The sequence below is a fragment of the Acetobacter sp. P1H12_c genome (genome assembly GCF_018811975.1).
Taxonomy (GTDB): Bacteria; Pseudomonadota; Alphaproteobacteria; order Acetobacterales; family Acetobacteraceae; genus Acetobacter; species Acetobacter persici.
In genome coordinates this window covers 73,109-98,799 of sequence record NZ_JACRVR010000007.1, presented here as the reverse complement: position 1 = coordinate 98,799, position 25,691 = coordinate 73,109, and the positions used below count along the sequence as shown (strand labels likewise).

16 protein-coding genes are annotated in these 25,691 nt (G+C 58.1%); 11 read left to right on the top strand and 5 right to left on the bottom strand.

Going from position 1 to position 25,691, the window contains the following annotated elements; all coding sequences use genetic code 11:
• Window positions 1-79 precede the first annotated feature (79 nt).
• The 6 genes from KP699_RS06635 (at window position 80) to KP699_RS06610 (ending at window position 8,715) form a co-directional block, all read left to right on the top strand.
• Complete coding sequence (locus KP699_RS06635; protein WP_215762047.1) at window positions 80-1,552, top strand: peptide MFS transporter; 1,473 nt, start codon at window positions 80-82, stop codon at window positions 1,550-1,552.
• Window positions 1,553-1,716: 164 nt separating this feature from the next.
• Entirely contained in the window at window positions 1,717-2,445 is a 729-nt protein-coding gene (locus tag KP699_RS06630) for an IclR family transcriptional regulator (protein ID WP_215762046.1), read from the top strand.
• Window positions 2,446-2,532: 87 nt separating this feature from the next.
• Complete coding sequence (locus KP699_RS06625) at window positions 2,533-2,931, top strand: heme-binding protein (RefSeq protein WP_212363574.1); 399 nt, start codon at window positions 2,533-2,535, stop codon at window positions 2,929-2,931.
• A gap of 25 nt (window positions 2,932-2,956) precedes the next feature.
• On the top strand, window positions 2,957-4,192 hold the full coding sequence (locus KP699_RS06620) for an MFS transporter (RefSeq protein WP_025827213.1): 1,236 nt from the start codon (window positions 2,957-2,959) through the stop codon (window positions 4,190-4,192).
• Between the two features lie 262 nt (window positions 4,193-4,454).
• Window positions 4,455-6,869 (top strand): TonB-dependent receptor, encoded by a 2,415-nt coding sequence (locus KP699_RS06615; RefSeq protein WP_212363572.1) that lies wholly within the window; start codon window positions 4,455-4,457, stop codon window positions 6,867-6,869.
• A 220-nt stretch (window positions 6,870-7,089) separates the two neighbouring features.
• Window positions 7,090-8,715 (top strand): inorganic phosphate transporter, encoded by a 1,626-nt coding sequence (locus KP699_RS06610; protein ID WP_215762045.1) that lies wholly within the window; start codon window positions 7,090-7,092, stop codon window positions 8,713-8,715.
• A gap of 201 nt (window positions 8,716-8,916) precedes the next feature.
• On the opposite strand, the gene KP699_RS06605 is transcribed toward KP699_RS06610, so the two are convergent.
• From KP699_RS06605 to KP699_RS06585, 5 genes are read right to left on the bottom strand one after another with little or no spacing between them, the layout of a single operon-like run.
• A complete protein-coding gene (locus KP699_RS06605) occupies window positions 8,917-10,107 on the bottom strand; it encodes an acetate/propionate family kinase (protein WP_215762044.1) in 1,191 nt (396 codons plus the stop codon).
• A gap of 42 nt (window positions 10,108-10,149) precedes the next feature.
• Window positions 10,150-11,169 carry a bifunctional enoyl-CoA hydratase/phosphate acetyltransferase gene (locus KP699_RS06600; RefSeq protein ID WP_215762043.1) on the bottom strand — a complete coding sequence of 340 codons (1,020 nt, stop codon included), beginning with the start codon at window positions 11,167-11,169 and terminating at the stop codon, window positions 10,150-10,152.
• A gap of 31 nt (window positions 11,170-11,200) precedes the next feature.
• On the bottom strand, window positions 11,201-12,220 hold the full coding sequence (locus KP699_RS06595) for a dihydroorotate dehydrogenase-like protein (RefSeq protein ID WP_215762042.1): 1,020 nt from the start codon (window positions 12,218-12,220) through the stop codon (window positions 11,201-11,203).
• A 39-nt stretch (window positions 12,221-12,259) separates the two neighbouring features.
• Window positions 12,260-15,850, bottom strand: a complete 3,591-nt coding sequence (gene nifJ, locus KP699_RS06590; protein ID WP_215762041.1) for a pyruvate:ferredoxin (flavodoxin) oxidoreductase — start codon at window positions 15,848-15,850, stop codon at window positions 12,260-12,262.
• A 14-nt stretch (window positions 15,851-15,864) separates the two neighbouring features.
• Window positions 15,865-17,562: an NAD(P)-binding protein gene (locus KP699_RS06585; protein ID WP_215762040.1), complete on the bottom strand. Its 1,698-nt coding sequence runs from the start codon at window positions 17,560-17,562 to the stop codon at window positions 15,865-15,867.
• A 355-nt stretch (window positions 17,563-17,917) separates the two neighbouring features.
• Between KP699_RS06585 and KP699_RS06580 the strand changes: the two genes are divergently transcribed.
• From KP699_RS06580 to KP699_RS06560, 5 genes are all read left to right on the top strand, one after another.
• Window positions 17,918-18,901, top strand: a complete 984-nt coding sequence (locus KP699_RS06580; protein ID WP_215762039.1) for an HlyD family secretion protein — start codon at window positions 17,918-17,920, stop codon at window positions 18,899-18,901.
• Window positions 18,901-21,636, top strand: coding sequence for a ribosome-associated ATPase/putative transporter RbbA (rbbA, locus tag KP699_RS06575; RefSeq protein ID WP_215762061.1), 2,736 nt, complete (start codon window positions 18,901-18,903; stop codon window positions 21,634-21,636). The genes KP699_RS06580 and rbbA overlap by 1 nt, the downstream gene beginning before the upstream one ends.
• The gene (locus KP699_RS06570; protein ID WP_215762038.1) at window positions 21,636-22,763 is read left to right on the top strand and encodes an ABC transporter permease; all 1,128 of its coding nucleotides are present in this window, start codon (window positions 21,636-21,638) and stop codon (window positions 22,761-22,763) included. The genes rbbA and KP699_RS06570 overlap by 1 nt, the downstream gene beginning before the upstream one ends.
• Window positions 22,764-22,769: 6 nt before the next feature.
• Window positions 22,770-24,212 (top strand): TolC family protein, encoded by a 1,443-nt coding sequence (locus tag KP699_RS06565; RefSeq protein ID WP_374196895.1) that lies wholly within the window; start codon window positions 22,770-22,772, stop codon window positions 24,210-24,212.
• A gap of 165 nt (window positions 24,213-24,377) precedes the next feature.
• A complete protein-coding gene (locus KP699_RS06560) occupies window positions 24,378-25,070 on the top strand; it encodes a TetR/AcrR family transcriptional regulator (protein WP_252346839.1) in 693 nt (230 codons plus the stop codon).
• Window positions 25,071-25,691: the final 621 nt, after the last annotated feature.

The window sequence follows — 25,691 nt, the reverse complement described above, 5'->3', positions numbered from 1 at the left end:
ATTTTCGACCCGCTCTCCCCCGCCAGTTTCTTAGCCGCATAGCTTCCTCTGCGCGTGTGACGATGTAAGGACCCTCTCTGTGCAGCCAGACACCCCTCCCCTGACCGCCCCACGCTCCGCTTTTTTAACTCTGCTGGTCACGGAAGCCGCGGAACGTGCCGGGTTTTATGGCATGGAAGCCATCTTGCTGCTGTTTATGGTGCAGCAGCTTGGCATGGCCGATATGGGGGCGGATCTGCTGGTAGGGGCTTTCGCGGCCATGATTTACGCCACACCTCTGCTGGGCGGCTGGCTGGGAGACCGCGTTTATGGAGCCCGACGCACAGTCGTGCTGGGGTCCATTCTGCTCAGTGCAGGTTATGGCCTGCTTGCTCTGTCCACTGTGTATCGCACACTGTTTGAGCCCGCACTGGCACTGGCTGCAACAGGCAACGGGCTCTTCAAACCCAACGCCGCCCAGCTTATCCGCTGCCTTTATGAAGACCAGCCGCAGGAGCGGGATTCCGCCTTTACCCTCTATTATATGGCCGCCAATGTTGGCTCCGCTCTCTCCATGCTGTGTATTCCGTGGGTGCGGGACCATGCCGGATCTCTCACCGCATTCGGGCTTTGTGTGGCCGGGCCTGCCTGCGCGTTACTGATTTTGCTCTCCCGCACGCGGGCTTTACGCCTTACAGGTTCCGCACCAGACTACGCTCCCCTCCAGTTCCGCGCCGCGGCGGCTGGTGCGGGAGCCATTGCGCTCTGTGCGCTCGCGGTTATGGCCGTTCTCTCCAGCGCCTCTTTCGCCAGACTGGCTGTTCTGGGCTGCCTCGCGCTCGTGGCTTTACTCTGGATAGCACTCTACCGCCGTGCGGCCTCACGGGAGCGGCTGAATCTGGTCACCATGGGGGTCATGCTGCTGCAAAGCATTGCGTTCTATTGCTTCTACCAGCAGATGCAAACTTCCCTCACCCTGTTTGCCCTCACCCATGTTGATGGCACGTTCCGGCTGGCAGGGCATGCCCTGTTCACACTTTCAGCCGCTCAGTTTCAGGCGCTTGACCCGATCTTCATTATTCTGCTCAGCCCCCTTCTCGCCAAACTCTATCACGCTCTTGCCAGCCGGGACCGGGACTTCTCCCTGCCGACAAAATTCGCGGCAGGCTTCGGTTTTGTAGCCCTGGCCTTTTTTATCTGGTGGGGCGGCACCTATCTTGCTGGCCCCGGCCTGACCAGCGCATGGCCCATGCTGGGCGGTTATTTTGCTCTTGCCACGGCGGAATTACTGATTGGCGGCTTAGGGCTGGCCGTTATTGCCCGCTACGCGCCCGCCCGCCTGAATGGCCTGATGGTCGGGGCCTATTATCTGACAGTCGGAGCCGGCATGTATTTAGGGAGTGAGATTGCCAGCCTCGCCAGCCCGCCCGCAACAGCCGTCCCGCTCCACAACCATCATTATGAAACCCTGTTTGGCATTCTGTGCCTGTGCGGCCTCGGGCTGGTCAGCGTTGCCCTCCTTCTGGCCCGGATGCTCAACACTCTGGAAGATCGTCATCAGGCGACGGTTTAGCCCCTGAGCGGTCTGGCCAGCACGCGCGCACCATTCAAGCTGGCCCGGCTAGCACGGCAGACAGCCAGAAAGAAAATCCGCAAAAGTTCATCCATACTGAACACGCCCCCGTTCCCAAAGACAGGTTGCTCACGATAAAGCGTGAACATCAGGAGACCTGTCCCATGGGCAAAACCCCGAAACTGATTCAGTCCATTGAACGCTCTGCCGCCATTCTGGAAATTATTGCCCAGGAGGGTGGCAGCGCACGCCTGCAACAGATTTCCGGCATTTCGGGGATTGGAAAAACCACCGTCCATAACATTCTCCAGACGCTGGACCATCTGGGCTATGTGCAACGCCGGACCGGGGACATGCGCTACCATCTGGGTGGCCGCATTCTCAATCTCTCCCGCATTGCGGGCGACGATAATGCGCTGCGCGCACGCCTCCGCCCAACGCTGGAAGCCATTGCGCAGGAAAGTGACGCCACCGTCTGGCTGGCGGTTCCCAGCGGGGATGAGGCCGCCTATCTGGACATTATCAACCTGCCGGACCCGTCCCTAATGGGGACCATTCCGCGCCGGGAAAAGCTGGAAGGCTCCGCTGTAGGCCTGGTCTTTCTGGCCTTTGTGCCCGGCCTTGGTAAACGGGTGCTGAGCACCCGCGCCAACGCCCTGAACAGTGACATTCTGGCCCAGATAGACACTGTCCGCATCAAGGGCTTTGCGCTGGATCTGCAAACCTATCATCCCGGCGTAAACGGGGTGGCCATTCCCTGGCGCGACAACGGCGAGGTCCGGGCCAGCATCTGCCTGACAGGGCCCGCCAGCAAGCTTCCGCCCCACCGCCTCAGCCGTCTGGCATGGGTGATGATGAAGCAGGTCGAGCGCATGGATATCCAGAACTGTTGAACAAATAAGCTTTCCCTTGCGCGCTGCATTCCCTTATTGACCGGCGCAACGCCTCTGCGCCTTTTTCCAGAAAGCGATTTTTCCGTTATGAACTGCACTGCCGCTCACGCCATGCTGAACGCCGCTCTGGCTGAAGCACACCGCATGAATGTCTCCGTCTGTATTGCCATTGTGGATGCCGCAGCATGGCCAGTCGCCTTCCTGCGCATGGACAACACCATTCTGGGGGCCATTGATATTGCCAATAAAAAAGCCCGCACAGCCGTCCTGTTCCAGATGGACAGCGCCGAATTTGCTGAAATTGCCCACCCCAATGCCCATGCCTACACGCTGGAAAATACCAATGGCGGGCTGATCAGCTTTGGTGGCGGCCTTGTGCTGAAAGACGCTGATGGAACCGTTGTGGGAGCCATTGGTGTCTCCGGTGCCAGCACCGCTGACGACATTGCCATTGCAACCGTTGCAGCCCGCGCTCTGAACGCCTGAACGTTTTTTTTAGCCGAGACCCTTTATGACAACAGAAACCGTATTGCCCGAGGGCACCATGACTGTGGTTCCGCCGCCGCACGGCAGAACCGCAGCCCTTCTTACCCTGACATTCGGCACGTTTGTTGTCGGAACCGGGGAGTTCGCCATTATGGGCATGCTTCCTGAATTTGCGCAGTCCCTTAACCTCTCTCTGGCGGATGCGGGCTATGCCATTACCGCCTACGCGCTGGGGGTGGTGATTGGCGCCCCCCTTATTACCATTCTGGGGGCACGCCTCTCCCGCAAGGAACTCCTGCTGGTTCTGCTGATCATGTTCTGTCTGGGCAACTTCCTGAGCATTGTCATGCCAACGCCGGGGCTGGTTGAAGTCGCGCGTTTTCTGACAGGCCTGCCCCATGGCGCCCTGTTTGGCATCTCAGCACTGGTGGCGGCCTCCATGGTGGAACGCTCCCGCCGGGGCTGGGCCGTTGGCCGGGTGCTGTCCGGTATTGCCATTTCCACGCTGATTGGCGCACCATTTTCCACGTTTGCGGCAGACCATTTTGGCTGGCGGATTGCCTACCTGATTATCGGCGTCTTTGGCGGCCTGACCTTTCTGGGCGTGCTGCGCTATATTCCGGCCGATAAACCCAACCGGAAAAACTCCCCGCTCCGGGAAGTCACCGCACTGGGCAACACACAGGTCCTGCTTACCCTGCTGACGGCAGCCATCGGCTTTGGCGGCATGTTTGGCATTTACACCTATCTGACCAGCGTTCTGCAAAACGTCACGCATGTGCCGGAATGGCAGATCATGATCTATATGGTCATCTGGGGCGCGGGCATGCTGGTTGGCGCAAATGGCGGGGCCTGGCTGGTGGACCGTAACATCAACCTTGCCGCCATTCTGGCTCTTGCCGGGAGCGCTGTGATTATGCTGGCTTTTTCCGCGGTTCTGCACAGCAATATCAGCCTCATGGTCATTGTTTTTCTGGTCCCCACCTTTGTCAACGGCCTTGGCCCGGCACTTCAGACCCGGCTGATGGATTTTGCGGGCGATGCCCAGACACTCGCCGCCTCGCTCAACCATTCCGCCTTTAATATTGCCAACGCGCTCGGGGCGTCTCTTGGCAGTGTGTTGCTGGCCAACCAGTTCGGGTATGGGTCACTTGGCGTTGGCGGCGCCATTCTCTCCGTTGGCGGCCTGCTGGTCTATCTGCTGGCTCTGGCTCTGCTGAAAAAAAGCGGGCAGCAGGAAGAGCGGAGCCCCATTCTCTAAAACGCAGCTTTTTCCTGAAAAAAGCCTCCTTCCCCGCACTCTGTGAAGGAAGGAGGCTCACGCTTTTCCCTCATACGGGCAAAGCCTTGTGCAGCCCCCACGCCACAAATCGCGATGTTTGTGCAACAGACCGGGGGGAAAACTGTCTTAAAATGTCACAAAAACATCACACCCTTCCTTGAAGGCTTTGCATATCTGGAGGTTCAACGGCTAAGAGACCGCTTCTCTTTGACCCGCATCACCCCCCGGAGTGCTGACCGAAGTGCGCACCAAACACCTGCTTTTGTCCTCTATCACGCTGTTCGCTGTCGAACGCCCGGCTCTGGCCGCTGAAGCCACCGCACAGCACAAGCATGCGCCACGCCATGCGCAGCCGGTTTCCGCTCATGCCCCGGCAAAGGCGGAGAGCACTCCGAAGACCAAAGCCCGGCCCGCCACCAGTCACCACAGCAAACCGGCCGATCTGGAATCGCACGGTACAGAAAGTGTGTCCGTCACCGCCCGCCAGCTGACCGGGCGTGATGCGGAACAGGCGGTCACCAAGGCCATTATGCGGCAGTATGTGCCGGGCACCAGCCCGTATAAAATGCTGGACCGGATGCCGGGGGTCAGCTTCTCCTCCACAGACCCGTTCGGCATCGACAGTTTTGGCGCCAATCTGTACGTGCGCGGGTTCTTCATGAACCAGATGGGCGTTACGGTGGATGGCGTTCCCCTGAATGACCAGACTTATCAGTCTGTTAGCGGCATGAGCCTCGCCTCCTCCATCATCCCGGATGATATCCAGTCCATGCGGATGTCACAGGGGGCCGGATCGGTCGAACTGCCCTCCACCAACACGCTGGGCGGCACCATCCAGATTGGTTCGTCCGACCCGTCTGAAAAGCGTGGCGGCAAGATCAGTCAGTCTTTCGGCAGCTACAATTCCTATCGCACCTATGTGCGGCTGGATTCCGGCAAACTGAACGATACCGGCACACGCTTTTATACCTCCTATGCCCGTACGGATGAAGGCATGTGGATGGGCCGGGGCGACCAGTTCATGCAGCAGGTTGATGCCAAGCTGGTGCAGCCCATCGGCCACCGCAGCCGCATGTCCGCCTTCTTCAACTGGTCCAGTCTGGCCCAGTGGAACTACCCGGACACCTCCATCGGCATCCTGAAAAATCTCGGCTGGCGTACCCCGCATCTTTATCCCAATTACGCGCAGGCCTACGGCATTGCCAACGGCACCCTGCCGGTGCCTGCGGGCTATAACAACGTGCCGGGTATCAACGGGGCCGACATCGCCATGTATGATGGCGGGCAGTCTGAAATCAACTTCATGGGCGGTCTGCATTTTGACCTCGCTTTGACAGACCGCCTGACATGGAACACCACCGTCTACGGCCACAGCCAGACCGGCTATTACAGCTACACGGATTCAGAAGATCCCTCGCCCAACGGCGCACCATTTTCTGAAGAGGTCTGGCAGAACCGTCAGGAACGCTACGGCATAGATACCAGCCTGCGCTACAAATGGGGCCGCCACACCATTGAAGGCGGCGTCTGGTATGAAAACAACAACCAGCAGGCCGGACTTTTCAATTACCAGCAGCCTGTTCTGGGGGAAGGCGCACCGCTGAAAGCCGTTGGCCCGTATGATGTTTACGGCAAGGCCTTTCTGCAGGGCTACAACTTCCAGTGGACCACCAACGTCATGCAGTTCCATCTGCAGGACAGCATTCAGCTGACACCGGGGCTGGTGCTGCATGCCGGGTTCAAATCCATGGTGGCGACAACGGCCGGTGGCGCAAACTACAACAATGCGGACTGGACGGGGGCGGATGCCCTGCCCAATGGCTCTCTGACAGCCTCACAGGCCTTCCTGCCGCACATCAATCTGGACTGGCACCTCAACGACCACCACGAATTCTATGTAGACGTGGCTGAAAACATGCGCGCCTATGAAGTCTCGGCGTACGGTGTGGCCAACTCCATCTACTCCGTGCAGGATCAGGCAACCTTTCAGGCCCAGAAAAAGGCGCTGGAACCGTCCAAGGCGTGGGTCTATCTGGGCGGCTATCGCTATACGTCCCGCTACCTTCAGGCAAACGCGACCGTCTATCACGCCAGCCTGATCCATCCGCTTCTGGCAGCAGCCGTCGGGTCTCTGACCAACCCGGTCTCTCAGGTGATCGACTTCGGCCATATCTCCATGACGGGCGCCAACGGGGCCATTACCCTGACCCCTATCCCCGGCCTGAATTTTACCAATACGCTGAGCTACAACAAAGGCACGTATGACCGGAACGTCGATACCGTCGGCGGTTATTACGCGCTCTCAGGCAAGAATATCGTCAACTATCCGGCGTGGATGTACAAAACAGCCCTTTCCTATACATGGAAAGGAGCTACAGCGCATTTTGATGCCAACTATTTTGGCCGCCGTTATTACAGCTTTATGAACGATACCTCCGTTGCCGGATACTGGGTTGCCAATGCCGGGCTGGAATATCGCTTTGGGGATCTGAGCGTTCTGAAGAACGTCACAGCCAGCTTTAACGTCTATAACCTGTTCAACAACAAATATATCGCCATGATGGGCCAGAACGATAACCCCGCCGTTGGGGATTATCAGTCCATGGAACGCGGCGCCGTGCGCGAGTTTTTTGGTACAGTCAGCACCTCGTTCTAACAGACGGGAGGGGAGACCTGCCTCCCCTCCCCTTTGCACAGTATCCGGCGCAAGTAACGCTGAAGCATTCACTAATATCCTGTTTTAAAAAGAGACTTTTCTCCTTTTAAAAAAAGAGATTCCTCAGAAAAAACTGTCATAAATCTATCATCTTTCATTCATCGTATTTCGCATTCATTTTTCGTAAAGAAGCGCAATATCACTCAATGATGGATGCGTAATGTCCCAGACAGTCATGAATTCTTCTGAAGAGAGTATGCAGGCCACACGCCCGAATATGGACGTTGGCAACAAACCTCTTCATGTCATTATTTTCTTCGCCGTGCTGATTGGCGCTCTGGGCTTTGCGGCCTTCAGCATCCTTCAGGACATGCATTCCGCAGGGGAAGGCCCGCTGGCCGTCGGCACCTTTGTGCTGCTGGGCATTGCGCTGGTCATTGCTCTGGGGTTTGAATTTGTAAACGGCTTCCACGATACCGCAAACGCCGTTGCCACCGTGATCTACACCCGCAGCCTTCCGCCGCTGGTCGCGGTTGTGTGGTCAGGGTTCTGGAACTTTCTGGGTGTTGCGCTCTCCACCGGCGCGGTGGCGTACAGCATCGTCACCCTGCTTCCGGTTGAACTGATCCTTCAGGCTGGCAGCAACGCTGGCTATGCCATGATCTTCGCGTTGCTGATTGCCGCCATTGTCTGGAACCTCGCCACCTGGGCTTTTGGTATTCCCAATAGTTCCTCACACGCGCTGGTAGGGTCCATCATGGGTGTGGGTCTGGCCAACCAGATCCTTGCTCCGGCAGGTGCCGCCACGCAGGGTGTCGACTGGGGTCAGGTGCAGAAGGTATTTTCCGCTCTGCTGTTCAGCCCCGCCTGCGGCTTTCTCATGGCGGCTCTTCTGCTGTTTGTCATGAAGCTGCTGATAAAAAACAAAGCCCTGTATCGCGCACCGGAAGGTGACAAACCGCCGCCGCTGTGGATCCGTGGTCTGCTGATCTTTACCTGCACGGGTGTTTCTTTCTCTCATGGCGGGAATGACGGCCAGAAGGGCATGGGGCTGATCATGCTCATTCTGATTGGCGCCGCCCCCACGGCCTACGCGCTCAACCGCGCCATGCCGGAAAGTGCGATGCCTGCCTTTATTGAATCCGCAGGCCATGCGCAGCAGATTTTCGCCAGCCACGGCACAGGCACCCCGGCGGACCTGACGGAGCAGCAGGCGCGTGACATTGTTGGTGCCGCTCTGCGTGCCAAAGCTGTCTCCTCTCCTGAAATCTTCGGTGCTCTGGCTGTTCTGAGCACCGACATTTCCACCTCCGTCAAAACCTATGGCTCCATGAAGGCCGTTCCGGCGGCTGCCGTGCCCAACGTTCGTACAGACATGTATCTGGTTGCAGACGCCATCCGCGTGATGGGGGATGCGCAGGGCTTTAATGCGGACGAAAAGAAGTCTCTCAAATCCTTCCAGTCTTCCCTTTACAGCGGCACGCGCTTTATTCCGCTCTGGGTCAAAATCTCCGTCGCCATCGCGCTCGGGCTTGGCACCATGGTTGGCTGGAAACGTATTGTGGTGACAGTGGGTGAGAAAATCGGCAAGACCCACATGACCTATGCTGAAGGCGCCTCTGCTGAACTGGTCGCCATGACCACCATCGGTCTGGCTGAGCGGTATGGTCTGCCCGTCTCCACCACGCATATTCTGTCCAGCGGTGTAGCTGGCACCATGTGGTCAAACGGGTCCGGCCTGCAATTGTCCACGCTGCGCTCCATGGCGCTGGCATGGGTCACCACCCTTCCCGCCGCTATGGCAATCTCCGGCTTCCTCTACGTGCTGTTCCGTCAGATTTTCTGATAACCAGCCTACCCTCCGGCTCCGTTTCCAGAACGCTGGCCGGAGGGACCAGAGACGGCCACCAAGGCCCCAACAAAAAAGGCGCCTCCCTCTATGGGACGGCGCCTTTTTTCTGGCCAGCTCAGCCTACAAACCCAAACACCCGCACAAAGCCAGTTTTGCGCGGATGCTTACAGTCTTTAACGCATCAGTTTTACAACATCAGAGAAATTTCAGGACACTGAGATAAATCTCACGTTCCTCATCCGTCGGTGTGACGCGCACTTTTACCCGGCTGTCGGGGGCGCTGATAACAGGTGCATTCTGGCGGTTTGCCTCAGCATCCAGCGTCACTCCTGCCCATTCCAGAACCTGACAGACTTCCTGCCGCAAGGCGGCATCATGCTCACCAATTCCTGCGGTAAAGACCAGTCCATCAAGCCCGCCCATGACGGACACCAAAGCGCCAATCTCCTGCCGGATACGGTACACAAACAGGCTCAGGGCTTCAGCGATCTGTTGACTCTGAGCAGACGTCTGATCCTGCGCCAGAATCTCACGCAGAACCCGCATATCCGGCGAAACACCGGAGACCCCGAGCAGACCGGACTCATGGTACAGCGTCTGCACCAGCGCGCGCCAGTCCGCCTTTTCTTCCTGCACCATATAGAGCAGCACACCCGGATCAATCGCCCCGCAGCGCGTACCCATCATCAGCCCGTCAAGCGCTGAAAACCCCATTGTGGTTTCAAGGCTTTTTCCGTCCTTCAACGCACACAGGCTCGCACCGCTGCCCAGATGCGCGATAATGGTGCGGCCAGTTGCAAGGGCCGGGTCAATCTGTGTCAGACGCTGGGCTATATAGCTGTAGGAAATACCGTGAAAACCATAGCGTACCACCCCCCGCGCCTCATACCGGCGAGGAAGAGGCAAAAGCCGGGCCACTCTGGGAATGGTGCTATGAAATGTGGTGTCAAAACAGGCGATCTGCAGGAGGTCTGGCCGCTTTTGCGCAATGGCTTTTGCCGGAGCCAGTGTGGCCTGCTGATGGAGCGGGTCAAATGGCGTCAGCTGATCCAGCTTGTGCAAAACTTCGGGCGTAATTTTAACGGGTTCCAGAAAATCCGCGCCACCATGCACAATCCGGTGCCCGACAGCCACAACCCGCCCTTTACCGGAAAACTGCTCCATCCAGCGGAACAGATGATCAAAAATATCTAACCCCGTTTCAGACCAGTCTTCGGGCGGCAGCGCAACGCCTTCATGATTTTTGGCATGCAGACGCGCCCCTGCCGGGCTTTGTTCGATTTCCCCTTTGAGAAGCACCGTCGCTTTCTGGCTGTCAGCGGTATCGTAAACAGTAAATTTCAGACTGGAAGAGCCACTGTTAAAAACAATAATAACGTCCTGCATCCATGACTTCCTTTTTCTGGCTCTTCCTGCCTGCATCCGCTGCTACGCGGCAGGCGCGCTTTCGGGGTGCAGATGGCGCGCGTAGAGTGCGCCAATGGCAATGGAGGCCAGACGCGCCTGCACGCTGTCTGCCCGGCTTGTCAGCAACACCGGCACGCTGGCCCCCAGCACAACCCCTGCAGAGTCTGCTCCGGCCAGAAAAATCATGTTCTTGGCCAGCATGTTGCCTGCTTCCAGATCCGGCACCACGAGGATCTGTGCGCGCCCCGCCACGGGTGAGGTAATGCCCTTAATTCTGGCGGCATCCAGACTCACGGCATTATCCATAGCCAGTGGCCCGTCCAGAACGCCGCCTTCAATCTGCCCGCGCTCCGCCATTTTACATAAGGCCGCGGCATCGACCGTCCCCGGAATTTTAGGGTTTACGGTCTCCACCGCAGAGAGCAGCGCCACACGCGGCTCACCCAGCCCGAGGCCACGATGCAGGTCAATGGCGTTCTGGACAATGTCCCGCTTCACCGTAAGGTCCGGGAAGATATTGATAGCCGCATCCGTCACAAAAATCAGATCATCATAAGAAGGCACCGCAAGAAGGAAAACATGGCTCACCCGGCGGGCGGTTCGCAACCCACTCTCTGGTGAGACAACGGCGTGCATCAACACATCTGTGTGCAGACTCCCCTTCATCAGGGCATGCACCTGCCCGGCGCGAACCAGCGCCACAGCCTGCGCGGCTGCGTCCTGCGGGGTCGCGACATCCACAATTTTCGTGCCACCCAGATCAATCCCGCAGTTGCGCGCCACCTCGGCAATCAGGGATCGCGGACCGATCAGAACCGGTTCCACAATATTTTGCTGCGCTGCATCCATCGCACCTTCAAGCGCGTGCGGCTCACACGGCCAGACAATGCCGATGCCTACTTTGCCGGGGAGCTGTCTGGCGCGCTCAATCAGAGTTTCAAAGGCCTGATGGCTCCTGGCTCCGGAGGCTGCGGGCATATACGCACTGTCCTGCACATAATGCTGCGGGGCAGCCCCCGGCACGGAAGGAGACGACGGCATGGTCTGGTTATCCTGCTGAGACATGATGCGCTTACTGCCCAAAAACCGGTGTGCCAAAAACTGGCGTAGAAGACAAAATACGCCGATATTGGTCCCGCAGGAATGTCTCGGCTGTCTGGGCGCTGCCCTGTGCGGCCAGTTGCCCTTTCAGGCTGGCAATGCACTCAACAGACCGCGCGCCCATCCACGCCTGCATGTCTGCCAGCATGGTGGTAATAAATGCCGGGCCATGCCGCAGCAACGCGGAGGTGACCATCGCCACATCCGCCCCGGCCAGCAGGCACCGCACCACATCCTCACCGGAATTCACACCGCCAGAGACCGCAAAACTGGTCCTGAGCCTGCCGGACAGCAGGCCCGTCCAGATCAGGGGCAGCCGAAGCTCGTAGGATGTGCTGAGCTGTGCATCGGCTTCTGGCGCTACCGGATGCAGGTCCAGCCCCGGCTCATAAAACCTGTTGAACAGAACAAGCCCCGCAGCCCCCGCCTCCACCAGCCGTTTGGCCATATTGCCCGGCGCGCTGAAAAATGGAGGTAGCTTGATGCTGACAGGAATTGTCACGTCCGCTTTTATCGCCCTGAGGATAGCGATAAACCGTGCCTCGACCTCAGCGCCCGTTTCATCCGGGTCGGTCGCCATGTGCCAGAAGTTCAGCTCGATCGCCGCGGCCCCGGCCTGCTCTAGCTTGCGGGCAAAATGGACCCAGCCCGCCTGCGTGCAGCCATTCAGGCTGGCAATAACCGGCACCCCGGCCCGCTCCGAGGCCCGCCGCAGCACGGAAAGCCGCCCGTCCAGCACGGTGGCTTCCGGCACGGCAGGAAAATAGCCGCCATTCACATCGGGGTGACTGTCCTCCCCGGTTTCAAACAGGGCGGCATCACGCACCTCCTGCGCGGCAATGTCCTCCTCAAAAATGGAGGCCATGACAACGGCGGACGCCCCGGCATCCGCTACGCGCAGAATATGGTCCAGATCGGCCGTCAGAGGGGATGCAGACGCCACAATCGGGTGCCGCAGGGAAAGCCCCAGATACTGTGTTTCAAGGTTCATACTTTCTGAACTCCCTTGTGCCTCATGTTCCGGGTCACTTCAGTCCACATCTTCCCAGTGCGGCAGGAAGCGGCTGCCATCACGGGCGGCGAGATCCTCATAAAGGCGGTAGCGTTCATTCAGCGCCGCCTGCGCCTGATGCAGCATGTGCGCCGCTGCCTCCGGGTGCGTCCGGGTCAGGGTTTTGTAGCGCAGTTCCTTATAAGCATAGTCTTCCAGCGGTATACGCGGGCGCGTTGAATCCAGCCGGAACGGGTTCAGCCCGCTTTTCCGCATGGTCGGGTCAAACCGGAACAGGGGCCAGTAGCCGGAGGCCACCGCACGCGCCGCCTGCTTCATGCCTGTACGCATCTCAATACCGTGCGCAATGCACTGGGAGTAGGCCAGAATGATGGATGGCCCCTCATACGCCTCGGCTTCCCGCATGGCGAGCACCACCTGCTCCGGGTTTGCCCCCATAGCAACCTGCGCCACATACACATTCCCGTAGGAAATGGCCTGCATAGCGAGATCCTTGCGCGGCGCCCGTTTGCCTGCTGCCGCAAACTTGGCGGAAGCCCCCAGCGGCGTTGCCTTGGAGGACTGGCCGCCGGTGTTGGAATAGACTTCCGTATCCAGCACCAGCACATTTACGTTCCGGCCCTGTGCCAGCACGTGGTCCAGCCCGCCTGAGTCAATATCGTACGCCCAGCCATCCCCGCCGACAATCCAGATAGAGCGGCGGATCAGGAAGTCCGCCACGGAAAGCAGCATGATTGCGTCCGGCGCGTCCACCCCTTCCAGCTTCTGCTTGAGGGCTGCAACCCGCCGCCGTTGTTCTGCAAAATCCGCTTCCGTATGCAGCGAGGCGCTGAGCAGGGCTTTCGCCAGATCCTCACCCACCAGAGCAGACTGTTTCTGCACAAGCTGGCGGGCGAGACTGGTCTGTTCATCCGCCGCGATGCGGAAACCCAGACCAAATTCGGCATTATCTTCAAACAGGGAGTTGGACCATGCCACCCCGCGCCCGTCAGCATTCGCTTTCCAGGCATGGGCAGGAGTATTGCCCGCAAAAATAGCAGAGCAACCCGTGGCGTTTGCAATCTGAAGCCTGTCACCAAACAACTGGGAAATCAGCTTCAGATACGGGGCCTCACCACACCCCGCACACGCCCCGCTAAACTCAAACAGAGGCTCAAGGAACTGCACCCCACGGACATTGGCCTCATTAATGGTTGTCCTGTCCATATCAGGCAGTTTTTCAAAAAACGCGATATTCTGACGTTCCTGTTCCAGAATAGGGAGTTTTTCACCCATATTGATCGCGCGTTTTTCTGTTTCCGGCACAATTGCCGGGCAGTTTTCCACGCACACGCCACAGCCTGTGCAGTCTTCCACATAGAACTGGAGAGTGAAACGGGAGTCAGGATACCCCCGTGCATTGATCTCCGCAGATTTGAACGCAGCAGGCGCTCCTTCAAGATCCGCCACATCATACATTTTGGCGCGAATGACGCTATGCGGGCAGACAATGCTGCACTGGCCGCATTGCAGGCAGGTGTCCGGGTCCCAGACAGGCACTTCCACCGCAATATTGCGTTTTTCATACTGCGTGGTGCCACTGGGAAATGTTCCATCGACCGGCATATGGCTCACCGGGATCAGATCCCCGCGTCCTGCAATAATTTCACCAGTCACCTGTTTGACAAAGAGCGGCGCAGTCTCCGGCACAACCGGCGGCATCGGCACCGTACCCGTTGCCTGATCTGGCACCCTGACCTCGTGCAGTGCATCAAGTGCGGCATCTACAGCACGGAAGTTGAGCTGAACGACAGCATCCCCTTTTGCCCCGTAAGATTTCTGAATGGCCGCCTTGATTTCCGCAATAGCCTCATCCGCTGGCAGCACATTGGACAGATGGAAAAAACAGGTTTGCAGAATGGTGTTTACGCGCGGGCCAAGCCCGAGCTTCAGCGCAACGTCCGACGCGTTGATCACAAAAAACCGTAGCTTTTTGGAAACAATCTGATCCTGCACCTTACGGGGCAGATAGTCCCAGACTTCATCCGGCCCATACGGGCTGTTCAGCAGGAATGAAATGCCGTCATTCGCGGCCCCCAGCACATCCCTGCGGAACAGGAAATCAAACTTGTGGCAGGCAATAAAGTCAGCATGGCGGATCAGATACGGCGCCGTAATCGGGCTTTTGCCAAACCGGACGTGCGAGGCTGTCTCCCCGCCGGATTTATGGGAGTCATAATCAAAATAGGCCTGCGCAAACCAGCCGGGTTTTTCGCTCAGAATTTTAACACTGTTCTTGTTGGCCCCCACCGTGCCATCCGCGCCCAGACCGTAGAACAGGCACCGCACCGTGCCTTCCGGCTCAATGTCAAAATTCTCGTCATATGTGAGGCTGGTCTGGCCCACATCATCCAGAATACCGACGGTAAAATGGTTTTTGGGGGCAGGCTTTGCCAGTTCATCAAACACCGCCCGCGCCATGGCTGGGTTGAAATCCTTGGAGGACAGGCCATACCGCCCGCCAATAACGCGCGGCATATGCGGAAAAAGCCCTTCCCCCACGCCCTCGGCCAGAACGCCCACCACATCCGCATGCAGCGGCTCCATGGGCGCGCCCGGCTCCTTCGTGCGGTCCAGCACGGCAATGGAGCGGACGGTTCTGGGGAGCGCTTGCAGAAAATGCTTCACCGAAAACGGCCGGAACAGGCGCACCTGCAAGACGCCAACCTTCTGCCCCTGCTGGCACAACCATTTTGCCGTCTCACGCACCACTTCCGCACCAGAGCCCATGCACACCACAACCCGCTCGGCATCCGGTGCGCCCTCATACCGGAACAGCTGATACTGGCGGCCAGTCAGCGCCGCAAAACGGTCCATGGCGGACTGCACGATATCCGGCACCCGCTGATAAAACGGGTTCACGGATTCACGGCTCTGAAAATACGTATCCGGATTATGCCATGTCCCGCGAATAAACGGATTTTCCGGACTAAGGCCGCGTTTGCGATGCGCCAGAACCAGCTTATCATCAATCATGGCGCGAATGGTTTCATCCGGCACCAGATGCAGCCCGTTATATTCGTGCGATGTCCGGAACCCGTCCGTGTAGTGAATAAACGGAACGCGGGCTTCCAGCGTTGCGGCCTGCGCGATCAGGGCCAGATCATGCCCCTCCTGCACGGTGCTGGCCCCCAGAATGGCAAAACCCGTGGCCCGGACAGCCATAATATCCTGATGATCCCCAAAGATAGAGGACGCCCCGGCTGCCAGCGCACGGGCAGCAACGTGGAAAACGGTCGATGTGAGTTCGCCCGCAATCTTGAACATGTTGGGGATCATCAGCATCAGGCCCTGTGATGCTGTAAAGGTCGTGGTCAGAGCGCCGGTTTGCAGGGAACCATGCACACATCCGGCGGCCCCGCCTTCGGCCTGCATTTCCTGCACCACCGGCACACTGCCCCAGATATTACGTATCCCCTGATCTGACCAGGCATCCGCCAGCTCCGCCATGGTGGAGGACGGCGTGATAGGGTAAATGGCGCAGACTTCATTCACGCGGTAGGCAATATGGGCAACAGCGGTGTTGCCATCCATGGTCACACTTTTTACGGTCACACTCTGGTCGGTCATGACGCTTTTCCCTCTCACGCACGCACTTTGAAGCTGGCCGGAGCAATGGGCTCCCCAAGGTTCCCCGTCGCGGCGTGGTCATCCGGTGGTTCTGGCTGCATGTCTATGGCGTGGCAGGGGCACTGGGCGGCGCAGAGCGCACAGCCCGTGCAGAGGTCCATGGACACCTCATACCCCTTCCCGCGCCCCAGCCGCGTAATGGCCTGCTCCGGGCAGGCGGCAAAACAGTTGTCACATTCAAAGCAGTTGCCGCAGGACAGGCAGCGACCGGCCTCATACCGTGCCTGACGCTCGGTTAACCCTCCGGTCACTTCCTCAAACCCGGTCCGGTCTGTCAGCGCGCGTTCGGGCTGTTTGCTGCGCGGTGCATCCCGATAGTCTGGCAGATGCAGCATATCAAAGCTGACAACAGGATGGCTTTCCGGATGCACGTAGGCCTCACCCTTCAGATAGGCATGGATTGCATGCGCTGCGCGTTTGCCATGCCCGGTGGCCGTCGTCATGGTGCGGGCCCCGCCAATGCAGTCGCCACCCGCGAAAATGCCCGGAGCGCCTGTCATCAGGGTTGTGGCATCCACGGCAACCGTATCATTTTTCTGCACCGTTACATCAGGCGTCGTCGCCAGCAGGGACAGATCACTATGCTGCCCGACAGCCATCACCACAGAGTCCGCAGCCAGCGTTGTGGTTTCCCCCGTCGGTGTGACGCTGCCATCCTCATTCATGGTGACGGTCTCGACCGTAATGCCATCCGCCCCGAAATGGTCCACCACGTTCAGCCAGCGAATTTTAACACCTTCGGCAAAAGCCTCCGCAGCCTCACCCGGCAGCGCCTCCATGTGGTCCTGATCATACCGGAAGACAATCACCACATCCCGCGCACCAAGGCGTTCTGCCGTACGGGCGGCATCCATCGCCACGTTCCCGCCGCCCACAACAGCCACCACGCGGCCAAGCTGCGGCTTTTTCTGTGCGCTGACATCGTCCAGCAGGCTGACAGCATCTACCAGCCGTTTTCCATCCCCGGTGGGCACATTCAGATGGTTGGCAAGCTGTGCGCCTACCGCCACAAAAACCGCATCAAACCCGCCCTCGGCTTTGGCTTTTGCGAGATCATCCACCTTAACGCCGCATGTCAGGGTGACGCCGGGCATAGCGGCAATCCGGGCAATTTCCTGCTGGAGTTCCGCGCGAGGCAGGCGATAGGCCGGAATCCCGTGCATCATCATGCCGCCCGGCTCAGCTGCGGCGTCACGGATTTCAACAGCATGACCCTGCCGCGCCAGATGGTAAGCACAGGAAAGTCCGGCAGGCCCTGCGCCGACAATCAGAACTTTCTTGCCGCTGGCCGGCGCTGCTTCAAACGCCCAGCCATTTTTCAGGGCTTCATCCCCCAGAAACCGTTCTACCGCGTGGATAGACACGGATCCATCCAGCGCTCCGCGGTTACAACCGCTCTCACAGGGATGATAACAGGCGCGGCCATGCACGGCTGGCATCGGGTTATTGGCCACAAGCGCCCGCCATGCCTGCTCATATGCGCCGGCCTGCGCATGAGCCAGCCAGCCCTGAATATCCTCCCCGGCCGGACAGGCCTGATTACAGGGGGGCAGAAAATGTTCGTAAACAGGGCGCTGCCACCTTCGGCTTCCTACGCCGCGCCGCGCAGTGTCCTGCATAATCTGCGTCATATCGTGGAGCTTCATCGGCATTATCGTTCTCCCGTCACGTGCGGCACGAATTTTAAGGCTCTGAGCAAAACAGGCAGCAGGCACGCCCGACACGTCATGTTGCAGCACACCATATAAAACACGAACGATCTGTCAACTTTACAAATTTATGAAAAATGAAGATTTTGTATGGCTTCATTGATTTAGGTCAATTTAGCCGGGAGCGCGGAAATACCTTGACGAAACCGCTTTTAATCAAGACCTGAACAGTTCTGTATAGCGTCATATAAATGACGCATTAATAACTTGACGATTCCGTCATGAATTAAGCATAGTGCCGCGTCTTTAACGCACACCACCTCCACCTTCATCCGTTTTTTGCCAGACAAGGTCCATTGTGAAAGCTCCTGTAAAAATCACGATTATTGCTGCGTCTCTCCTTATTGTTGCAGGAGGAGCCTTTGCATGGCACCAGCATCAGCAGGCGGAACGGGTGCCGGATGGCATTCTTTACGGAAACGGGCGTCTGGAATTAACGCGCATAGACGTTGCGGCAAAATATCCGGGCAGGATCACAAAGCTTCTGGTTCATGAAGGGGATAGCGTTACCGCCAATCAGGTTCTGGCGCAGGAAGATACTGCTACCATACAGAGCCAGTATGATCAGGCCACCGCCCAGCAGAACCGGGCAGCCAGTGCCGCAGAGCGGGCCGGTGCGGAGCTTTCAGCGCATCAGGCGTCTTTGCGCCTTGCGCAGGATGAACTGCGGCATGCCCAGACCATGCGCCGCCAGAACCTTGTTTCAGACATGGAAGTCACACAGCGCCGCACACAGGTTGAGTCTGCTCAGGCTGCCGTGGCCGCTGCGGCGCAGGCCGTGCAGGAAGCCCGGCACGCAAAGGACGGTGCCGCGGCACAGGTCCGCCAGATTCAGACCGTGCTGGAGGACATGACCCTGCGGGCCCCTGTAGCAGGCCGGATTGAATACCGTATTGTGGAAACAGGCAGCGTGGTGGCACCGGGAGGCCGTGTTTTTTCTATGCTGGACCCGGTTGACCCGTATATGACGCTGTTTTTTCCCACAGCCGCCGTGAACAGCCTGAAAGTGGGAGATGACGCGCGTATCAAGTTTGATGGCATCGACACCCCCGTTCTGGCGACCGTTTCCTTTATTGATAGTCAGGCCCAGTTCACGCCTAAATATGTGGAGACCGCGACAGAGCGGGAGCAGCTTGTCTATCGTGTCAAACTCCGCGTCACACCGGAAGAACAGCAGCATCTTGGCGCCCTTCTCAAAGCTGGCATGACGGGTGAAGGCTATATCAGGCAGCGTCCGGACGCCGCATGGCCCAAAACCGCCCTGCGGAGCAATGCCGGGTGATGGCCACCCCTCCGTCTGAAATCCGTGTGGAAGGTGTCTGCCACGCCTATGGCGGGCATGATGTTCTGCATGATGTCTCCCTTACCCTTCCCGCAGGCCAGACCATTGCCTTTGTCGGGCCGGATGGGGTGGGAAAATCCACTCTGCTGGGGCTGATTGCCGGGGTGCGGCACCTGCAAACCGGCACCATCCACACGCTGGGCGTGGATATTCGTAACAAAGCAGAGCGCGAAGCGTTTCTGACGCGCCTTGCCTTCATGCCACAGGGGCTCGGGAAAAACCTCTACCCCACCCTGTCCGTGCGCGAGAATATTGATTTCTTCGGCAGGCTGTTTGCGCTGGATGCCCTCACACGCGCCAGCCGTATTACGCACCTGCTGGAGGCTACCGGGCTGGCCCCCTTCCCCAACCGGCCAGCGGGGCAGCTCTCCGGCGGTATGAAACAGAAAGTCAGCCTGTGCTGCGCACTGGTCCATAATCCGGACCTGCTGATTCTGGATGAACCGACGACAGGGGTGGACCCGCTCTCCCGCCGCCAGTTCTGGGCACTGGTGGACCAGATGCGGGCCGAGCGGCCATCCATGACCGTCATTGTCTCCACGGCCTATATGGATGAAGCTGAACGGTTTTCCTGGCTTATCGCCATGAATGACGGTCGTATTCTGGCCTCCGCCCCGACAGCGGACGTTAAAAAACAGACCGGCACCACAACAGTCGAGGCCGCCTATACCTCCCTGCTGCCAGAGGCGGACCAGAAAGAAATTTCTGACTTCACCATTCCGCCCTACCAGGATGATGGCAGCCCGCCCGTTATTGATGCTGAAAACCTGACACGCCAGTTTGGCACGTTTAAAGCCGTTGATAATGTCAGTTTCCGCATCCGGCGGGGCGAGATTTTCGGCTTCCTCGGCTCCAACGGCTGCGGCAAATCCACGACCATGAAGATGCTGACCGGCCTGCTGGACATTACCAGCGGCACCGCGACCCTGTTTGGCCGCAAGGTGACGCCGGGGGACATGTCCACACGGATGCGCATTGGCTATATGTCTCAGGGCTTCTCGCTGTATGAAGAACTGACAGTCCGGCAGAACCTCATGCTTCAGGCGGAACTGTTCCGCCTCTCCGGCGCAGAAGCCAGACGCCGCGTTGCTAAAATGCTGTCAGACTTCCGGCTGGAGGAACAGGCAGACGCCCGCCCGACCGGCCTGCCACTAGGCATCCGGCAAAGGCTGCAACTGGCGGCGGCCTGTATCAATGCTCCGGACATCCTCATTCTGGATGAACCCACCTCCGGCGTGGACCCCGCCGCGCGGGATATGTTCTGGAAACATCTGGTCGCGCTGTCCCGTGAGCAGCATGTGACGATTTTTGTCTCCACGCATTTTATGAATGAAGCCGCCCGCTGTGACCGTATTTCCCTGATGGACAAAGGGAAGGTTCTGGCAATGGGCACTCCGGAGGAGATCATTCAGGACGCCCACGCCGCAACACTGGAAGATGCGTTCATCACGTTTCTTGAACATGCGGGAAACAGCGTCTCAGCGGCCAGCACACCACAACAGGCTCAGACCAGCACAGCGCCTGCGCGGGAAATTCCCGCGTGGCTCCGCTGGTTTTCCCGCTGCTGGGCCTTTGCGCGGCGAGAAGCCGTGGAACTGACGCGGGACCGCCTGCGCCTGATGTTCGCCATTCTTGGCCCGACCATCCTGCTGCTGATTTCCGCCTACAGCGTCTCGTTTGATATCAATACCATCCGCTATACCGTCGCGGATTATGACCATACCCACGCCAGCCGGGAACTGGCCGAGCAGTTCCGTGGCTCCCGCTATTTCCATGAGACGGCCTACTCCCCGGACCGCGAAACACTGGAAACCCGTATCCGGCAGGGGCAGGTTGCGCTCGGGCTGGATATTCCGGATGGCTTCGGGCGGGATCTGGCGGCAGGGCGCAACCCTACTGTGGGGGTGGTGATTGACGGCGCAATGCCGTTCCTGAGCGCCAATGTCCGCGCCTATGTAGATGCCGTGCTGCTGACATACGCAGCCAGTCTGCAAAAAGCCCTGCCCGCCTCCACTACCGCCGGTCTGATGCCCATCAATATTGTGCCGCGCTTTGCCTATAATCAGGAATTCCGCAGCATTTACGCCATGACACCTGGCACCATCATGCTGGCCCTTATCCTGATCCCCACCATGCTGACAGCCCTTGGCGTGGTGCGGGAGAAAGAAATTGGCTCCATCATGAACCTCTACGCCTCCCCAGCCAGTTCCGGGCAATATCTGGTGGGCAAGCAGTTGCCTTATGTCGGGCTGGCCATCCTTGCCTATCTGGTGCTGGTTGTCCTCTCTGTCACGGCGCTGGGGGTACCACTCAAGGGGTCATTCCTCGGCCTGACGGTGGGGGCTGTGCTGTATATTCTGGCCTGCACGGGGCTGGGCCTGCTGATTTCAACCTTTGTCAGCTCTCAGGTCGCGGCTATTTTCGGCACGGCTATTATCTGCCTGATCATGTCCGCCAATTTTTCCGGCCTGCTCTACCCCATTTCCACCCTGACGGGCGCGACCTACTATCTGGCAGAGACATTCCCGGCCTCATGGTTCCAGCTTATCTGTCTGGGCAGCTTTACCAAAGGGCTTGGGGTCGGGTCCTTTTTGTCCATGTATGCCGCACTGGCCGCCTTTGCTGCGGTCTACATGCTCGGGGCGCGTCTTTTCCTTAAAAAGCAGGATAGCTGATGCTGCGCTGGGTCATGAATGTCGGCCTGCTGTGCCGCAAGGAATTTTACAGCCTGATGCGGGACTTTGTCCTGATGGGGCTGATTGTCTTTTCCTTCTCTTTTGCCGTTGTGCTGGTAGCGCATGGCGTGCGGATTGATGTCTCCAACGCCACTGTGGCGTTTATTGATGAAGACCATTCCGCCCTTTCCCGCCAGCTCCGCTCTGTCGTGCTGCCACCATATTTCAAGCAGCCAACACTGACGGACCGCGTTCACAGCAAAGCCGGGATGGATAACGGCACCTATAACTTTGTGATTGATATCCCGCCCCGTTTTGAGGCCGACACACTGGCAGGCCGCACGCCGGATGTTCAGGAGCTGATTGACGCCACCGCCATGACACAGGCCGGGCTGGGGGCTGTCTATCTGCAACAGATTTTTATGGCGGAGGCACAGGCGCAACTCCATACCCCTGATCTGAACGCCCTGATGCCCTTCCACGGGGAAAGCCGTATCCGCTTTAACCCGAACAGTGAGTCCGCATGGTTTACCTCTGTCATGCAGGTTGTCACCAACGCGACAGTTCTCTCCATTGTTCTGGTCGGGGCCGCGGTGATCCGTGAGCGGGAACACGGCACCATAGAGCACCTGCTGGTGCTGCCGGTCTCGGCCAGCCAGATCGCCGTCGGGAAAATTCTGGCCAACGGGGCGGTCATTCTGGTGGCCAGCCTGCTGTCCCTCTGGCTGACGGTGCATCTGTGGCTCGGCGTGCCCATTGTCGGCAATCTGTTCCTGTTTACCGCCTGCCTTGTGCTTTACCTGTTCTCCGTCACCTCTCTGGGCATCATGCTGGCCACCATTGCGCCGACCATGCCGCAGTTCGGGCTGCTGGTGGTGCCTGTCTATGCCGTGGCCTATCTGCTCTCCGGAGCCGCGACCCCGGTGGAGAGCATGCCGGACCTTGTGCAGTCTCTGGTGCGGTTTTTCCCCACCACCCAGTTCGTGAAAATCTCACAATCCATCCTGTATCGCGGCGCAGGCTTTGAAAGTATCTGGCCCTCGCTGCTGGCTATTGTGTTTTCCTCCACTCTTTTTCTTGCCATGGCGCTGCTCCGCTTTCGCTCCATGCTTGCCCGTCAGGACTGACTGCCGATGTCTTTTTCAGCCCCTACCGCCCGCCTGCTGCTGACCACGCTCCTGTGCTCAGGCGCTGTGGCCTGCTCCCCTTTTAAAACCGAGATGCCTCCCTCGCAGGTCACTCTGCCCGCACAGTTTACAGCAGCTCCGGCCAGCACAGAGGCAACAGACCTCACGACATGGTGGACGGCATGGCAGGACCCGCTGCTGACCCGCCTGATCCAGCAGGCTCTGGCCGCCAACCCAGAGATCCGGGTGGCGCAGGCCCGTGTGCAGGAATCCCGCGCTTACACCACAATGGCAAAATCGGCCCTGTATCCCACACTTGGCGCAACGGCAGGCATGATGGGTGGCGGGATGGACTGGCGGCATCCTGTGCCGCCTCTGCTGAAAATGGCGGAACCCAATATTCAGGACCCTGCGACGGACGGCCATCTGGCGGGCATTACCATGGCATGGGAGCCAGATATCTGGGGTGGTAACCGGGCAAGAGCGCGAGTGGCAAGGCAGATGGCTCTGGCATCGGAAGACGTTCTGCACGGCACCCATATGGCCATTGCGGCAGATGTCGCGGCCAATTACGTCACAGCGCGCGGCTTGCAACAGCGGATTGCCCTGCTGGACCAGTCCGTCAGCACGCTTCAGTCCCTGCTGCATTATGCCAGCGCGCGTTTTGATGCCGGGCAGACCACGCAGGCGGATCTGGAAACCATCCGGGGCCAGATTGCCGCAGCGCAGGTACAACGGCCGTTGCTGGTCGCTGCACTGGATGCCTGCCGCCACCGGCTGGCCATTCTGTCCGGCCTGCCGCCCGAACAGGCCCCCGATCTTTCCGCTCCGGCGCAGTATCGTGTCCCGGCGCCCCCGATGACTGAGCTGCCCTCCACAGTTCTGGAGCGCAGGCCAGATGTCCGGCTGGAAAAACACCTGCTGGACGCCAGTCTGCAACGGCTTATCAGCACCAAAACCGACCTCCTGCCCCGCTTCGGGCTGGAGTTTTTTGGCGGCGATGGCCGTCTGCGGTTTGATGGGATTCCCGGCGTGTCGGGCTCTGGCGGCCTGATGGCAGTCAACGCCTATCTGCCCCTCTTCAATGCGGGCCGGATACAGGCCAAAATCCATGCTTCCGACGCGCAACTCCATCAGACACTCGCCACCTATGATCAGACGGTGCTGACAGCACTGGCGGAAGTGGAAGATGCGTATGAAAACCGGAGCAGCGCGGACCAGTCCATCACCAGTCTGACGGCGGAAGTCAGCGCCCTTTCTCGGGCCGCCACGCAGGCGCGCGGGCTGTATGAAGGCGGGCGTTTTACCATGCAGGACGTGCTGACAACACGCATCAAGAAGATTGCAGCACAGGATGATCTGGCCAGCGCGCAGACACGGCAAGCCCTCGCCACCGTGCAGCTTGCCCGCGCTCTGGGCGGAGGGTGGAGCAACCAGCCGCCATCCTAACCCGAAAGTCACCTCTGGTCCGCACCACCACGCGCGCCTGAGACACTGCTGACCCGCTTGCTTTCCGTATGACATTGGAACACAAAGATTATTCTGTGATCATTTCCTGTTTGGGCAAAATGCCGCCCGCCCTGCCTGAAAAGGCCTGAAGGAGCCCGACGAGCGTTGAAGACAAACCCGCAGCTTTCTCCCCCGGATGCCCCCACAGATGCACCCGCGAGACGCAAAGCCTACCGGACCTCCCGGAAGAGAGAAATGACAAGAGCCTTCAAGGAAGAGGCTTTTGAGCGGGCGGCATGGACTGTGTTTTCAACCCTCGGGCTGGATGCGGCAACCGTGCGGGACATTGTCTCCCTGAGCGCTGTTTCCCCCGGCAGCTTCTACAATTATTACAAAACCAAGGAAAAGATTTTTGATATTCTGCTGATCAAAGTTGCTGATCGCGTCAGGACTGTTGTCCAGCAATCCCGCTGCCCGACTGACAATCTGGACATGATGCTAACCAGAAGCAATCAGGCCGTTTTACGGGAACTGATCAGTATCAACGGAGCCCCTCGTTTTTTTGAACTGAACCAGCATCATATTCGCGCCCGGCTGTTCACCATGAAGGAGACGCGGGACATGCTGGAGGACCTTAAACAGAATATTCTGCGCCTGATGCCCGTTGAGAGCATTTCTCCGGACCGGCTGAGCTTTATTGCCGCCACGCTTTTGACCATGGGGCTGGAATCCCTGCTCTACATGGCACGGAACCCTCTGCTGGATATTGAGCAGATTTCCGGCCTGTCAGGCAGCATGGCAGCCGGGAATGTCCGGGGTGCCATAGCGTTTCTATGCAACTCGCCCCCAGAACACTGAGCATGAAGCACCACAGGAGACTGGTTCAATCATCGGCCCTGCGCCGGTTATACACACAACACAGCGTCCTCGATTTTCAGCATTCACCATATTTTACGAAACATAGATAATCGCCCCGTAAGCCCCCTGACCGCGAAGGAAGACGACACAGAATATCTTTCCAGAAGGAAAATCTTCGCATTTCTGTCCCTTAAGAGAAAAAAATCGACATATTTGAGCAGTTCGTTAGATAAAAAAAATGAATAGATCACATTATTTTTACTAGCTGCCACTTGGGATGAAATTTGCTCTAAATATTCCATGGTAAGAATACAAAATAATATATGAAAATTAAAAAATAGTTTTTTGGAAATAACTTACAAAACAAAACGTCATATATCATAAATATATTCAATTACAGACCATTTTATAAAAATAAAAATTCTTTATTCCCACAAAAATAGCCTCAATATAATTTTTATTAAATTTTTTATTAATATTTATGCTTTTATTTCATCTAAATTTTTGTTTTTATAATGCCATTGATATCTGAAAAAATATAATAAACTCCGGAATGCCAGATCATCCCCACCCCATCAGACTTCATTTTTTATCCATCTCTCCTATATGCCCCAAGGGCAC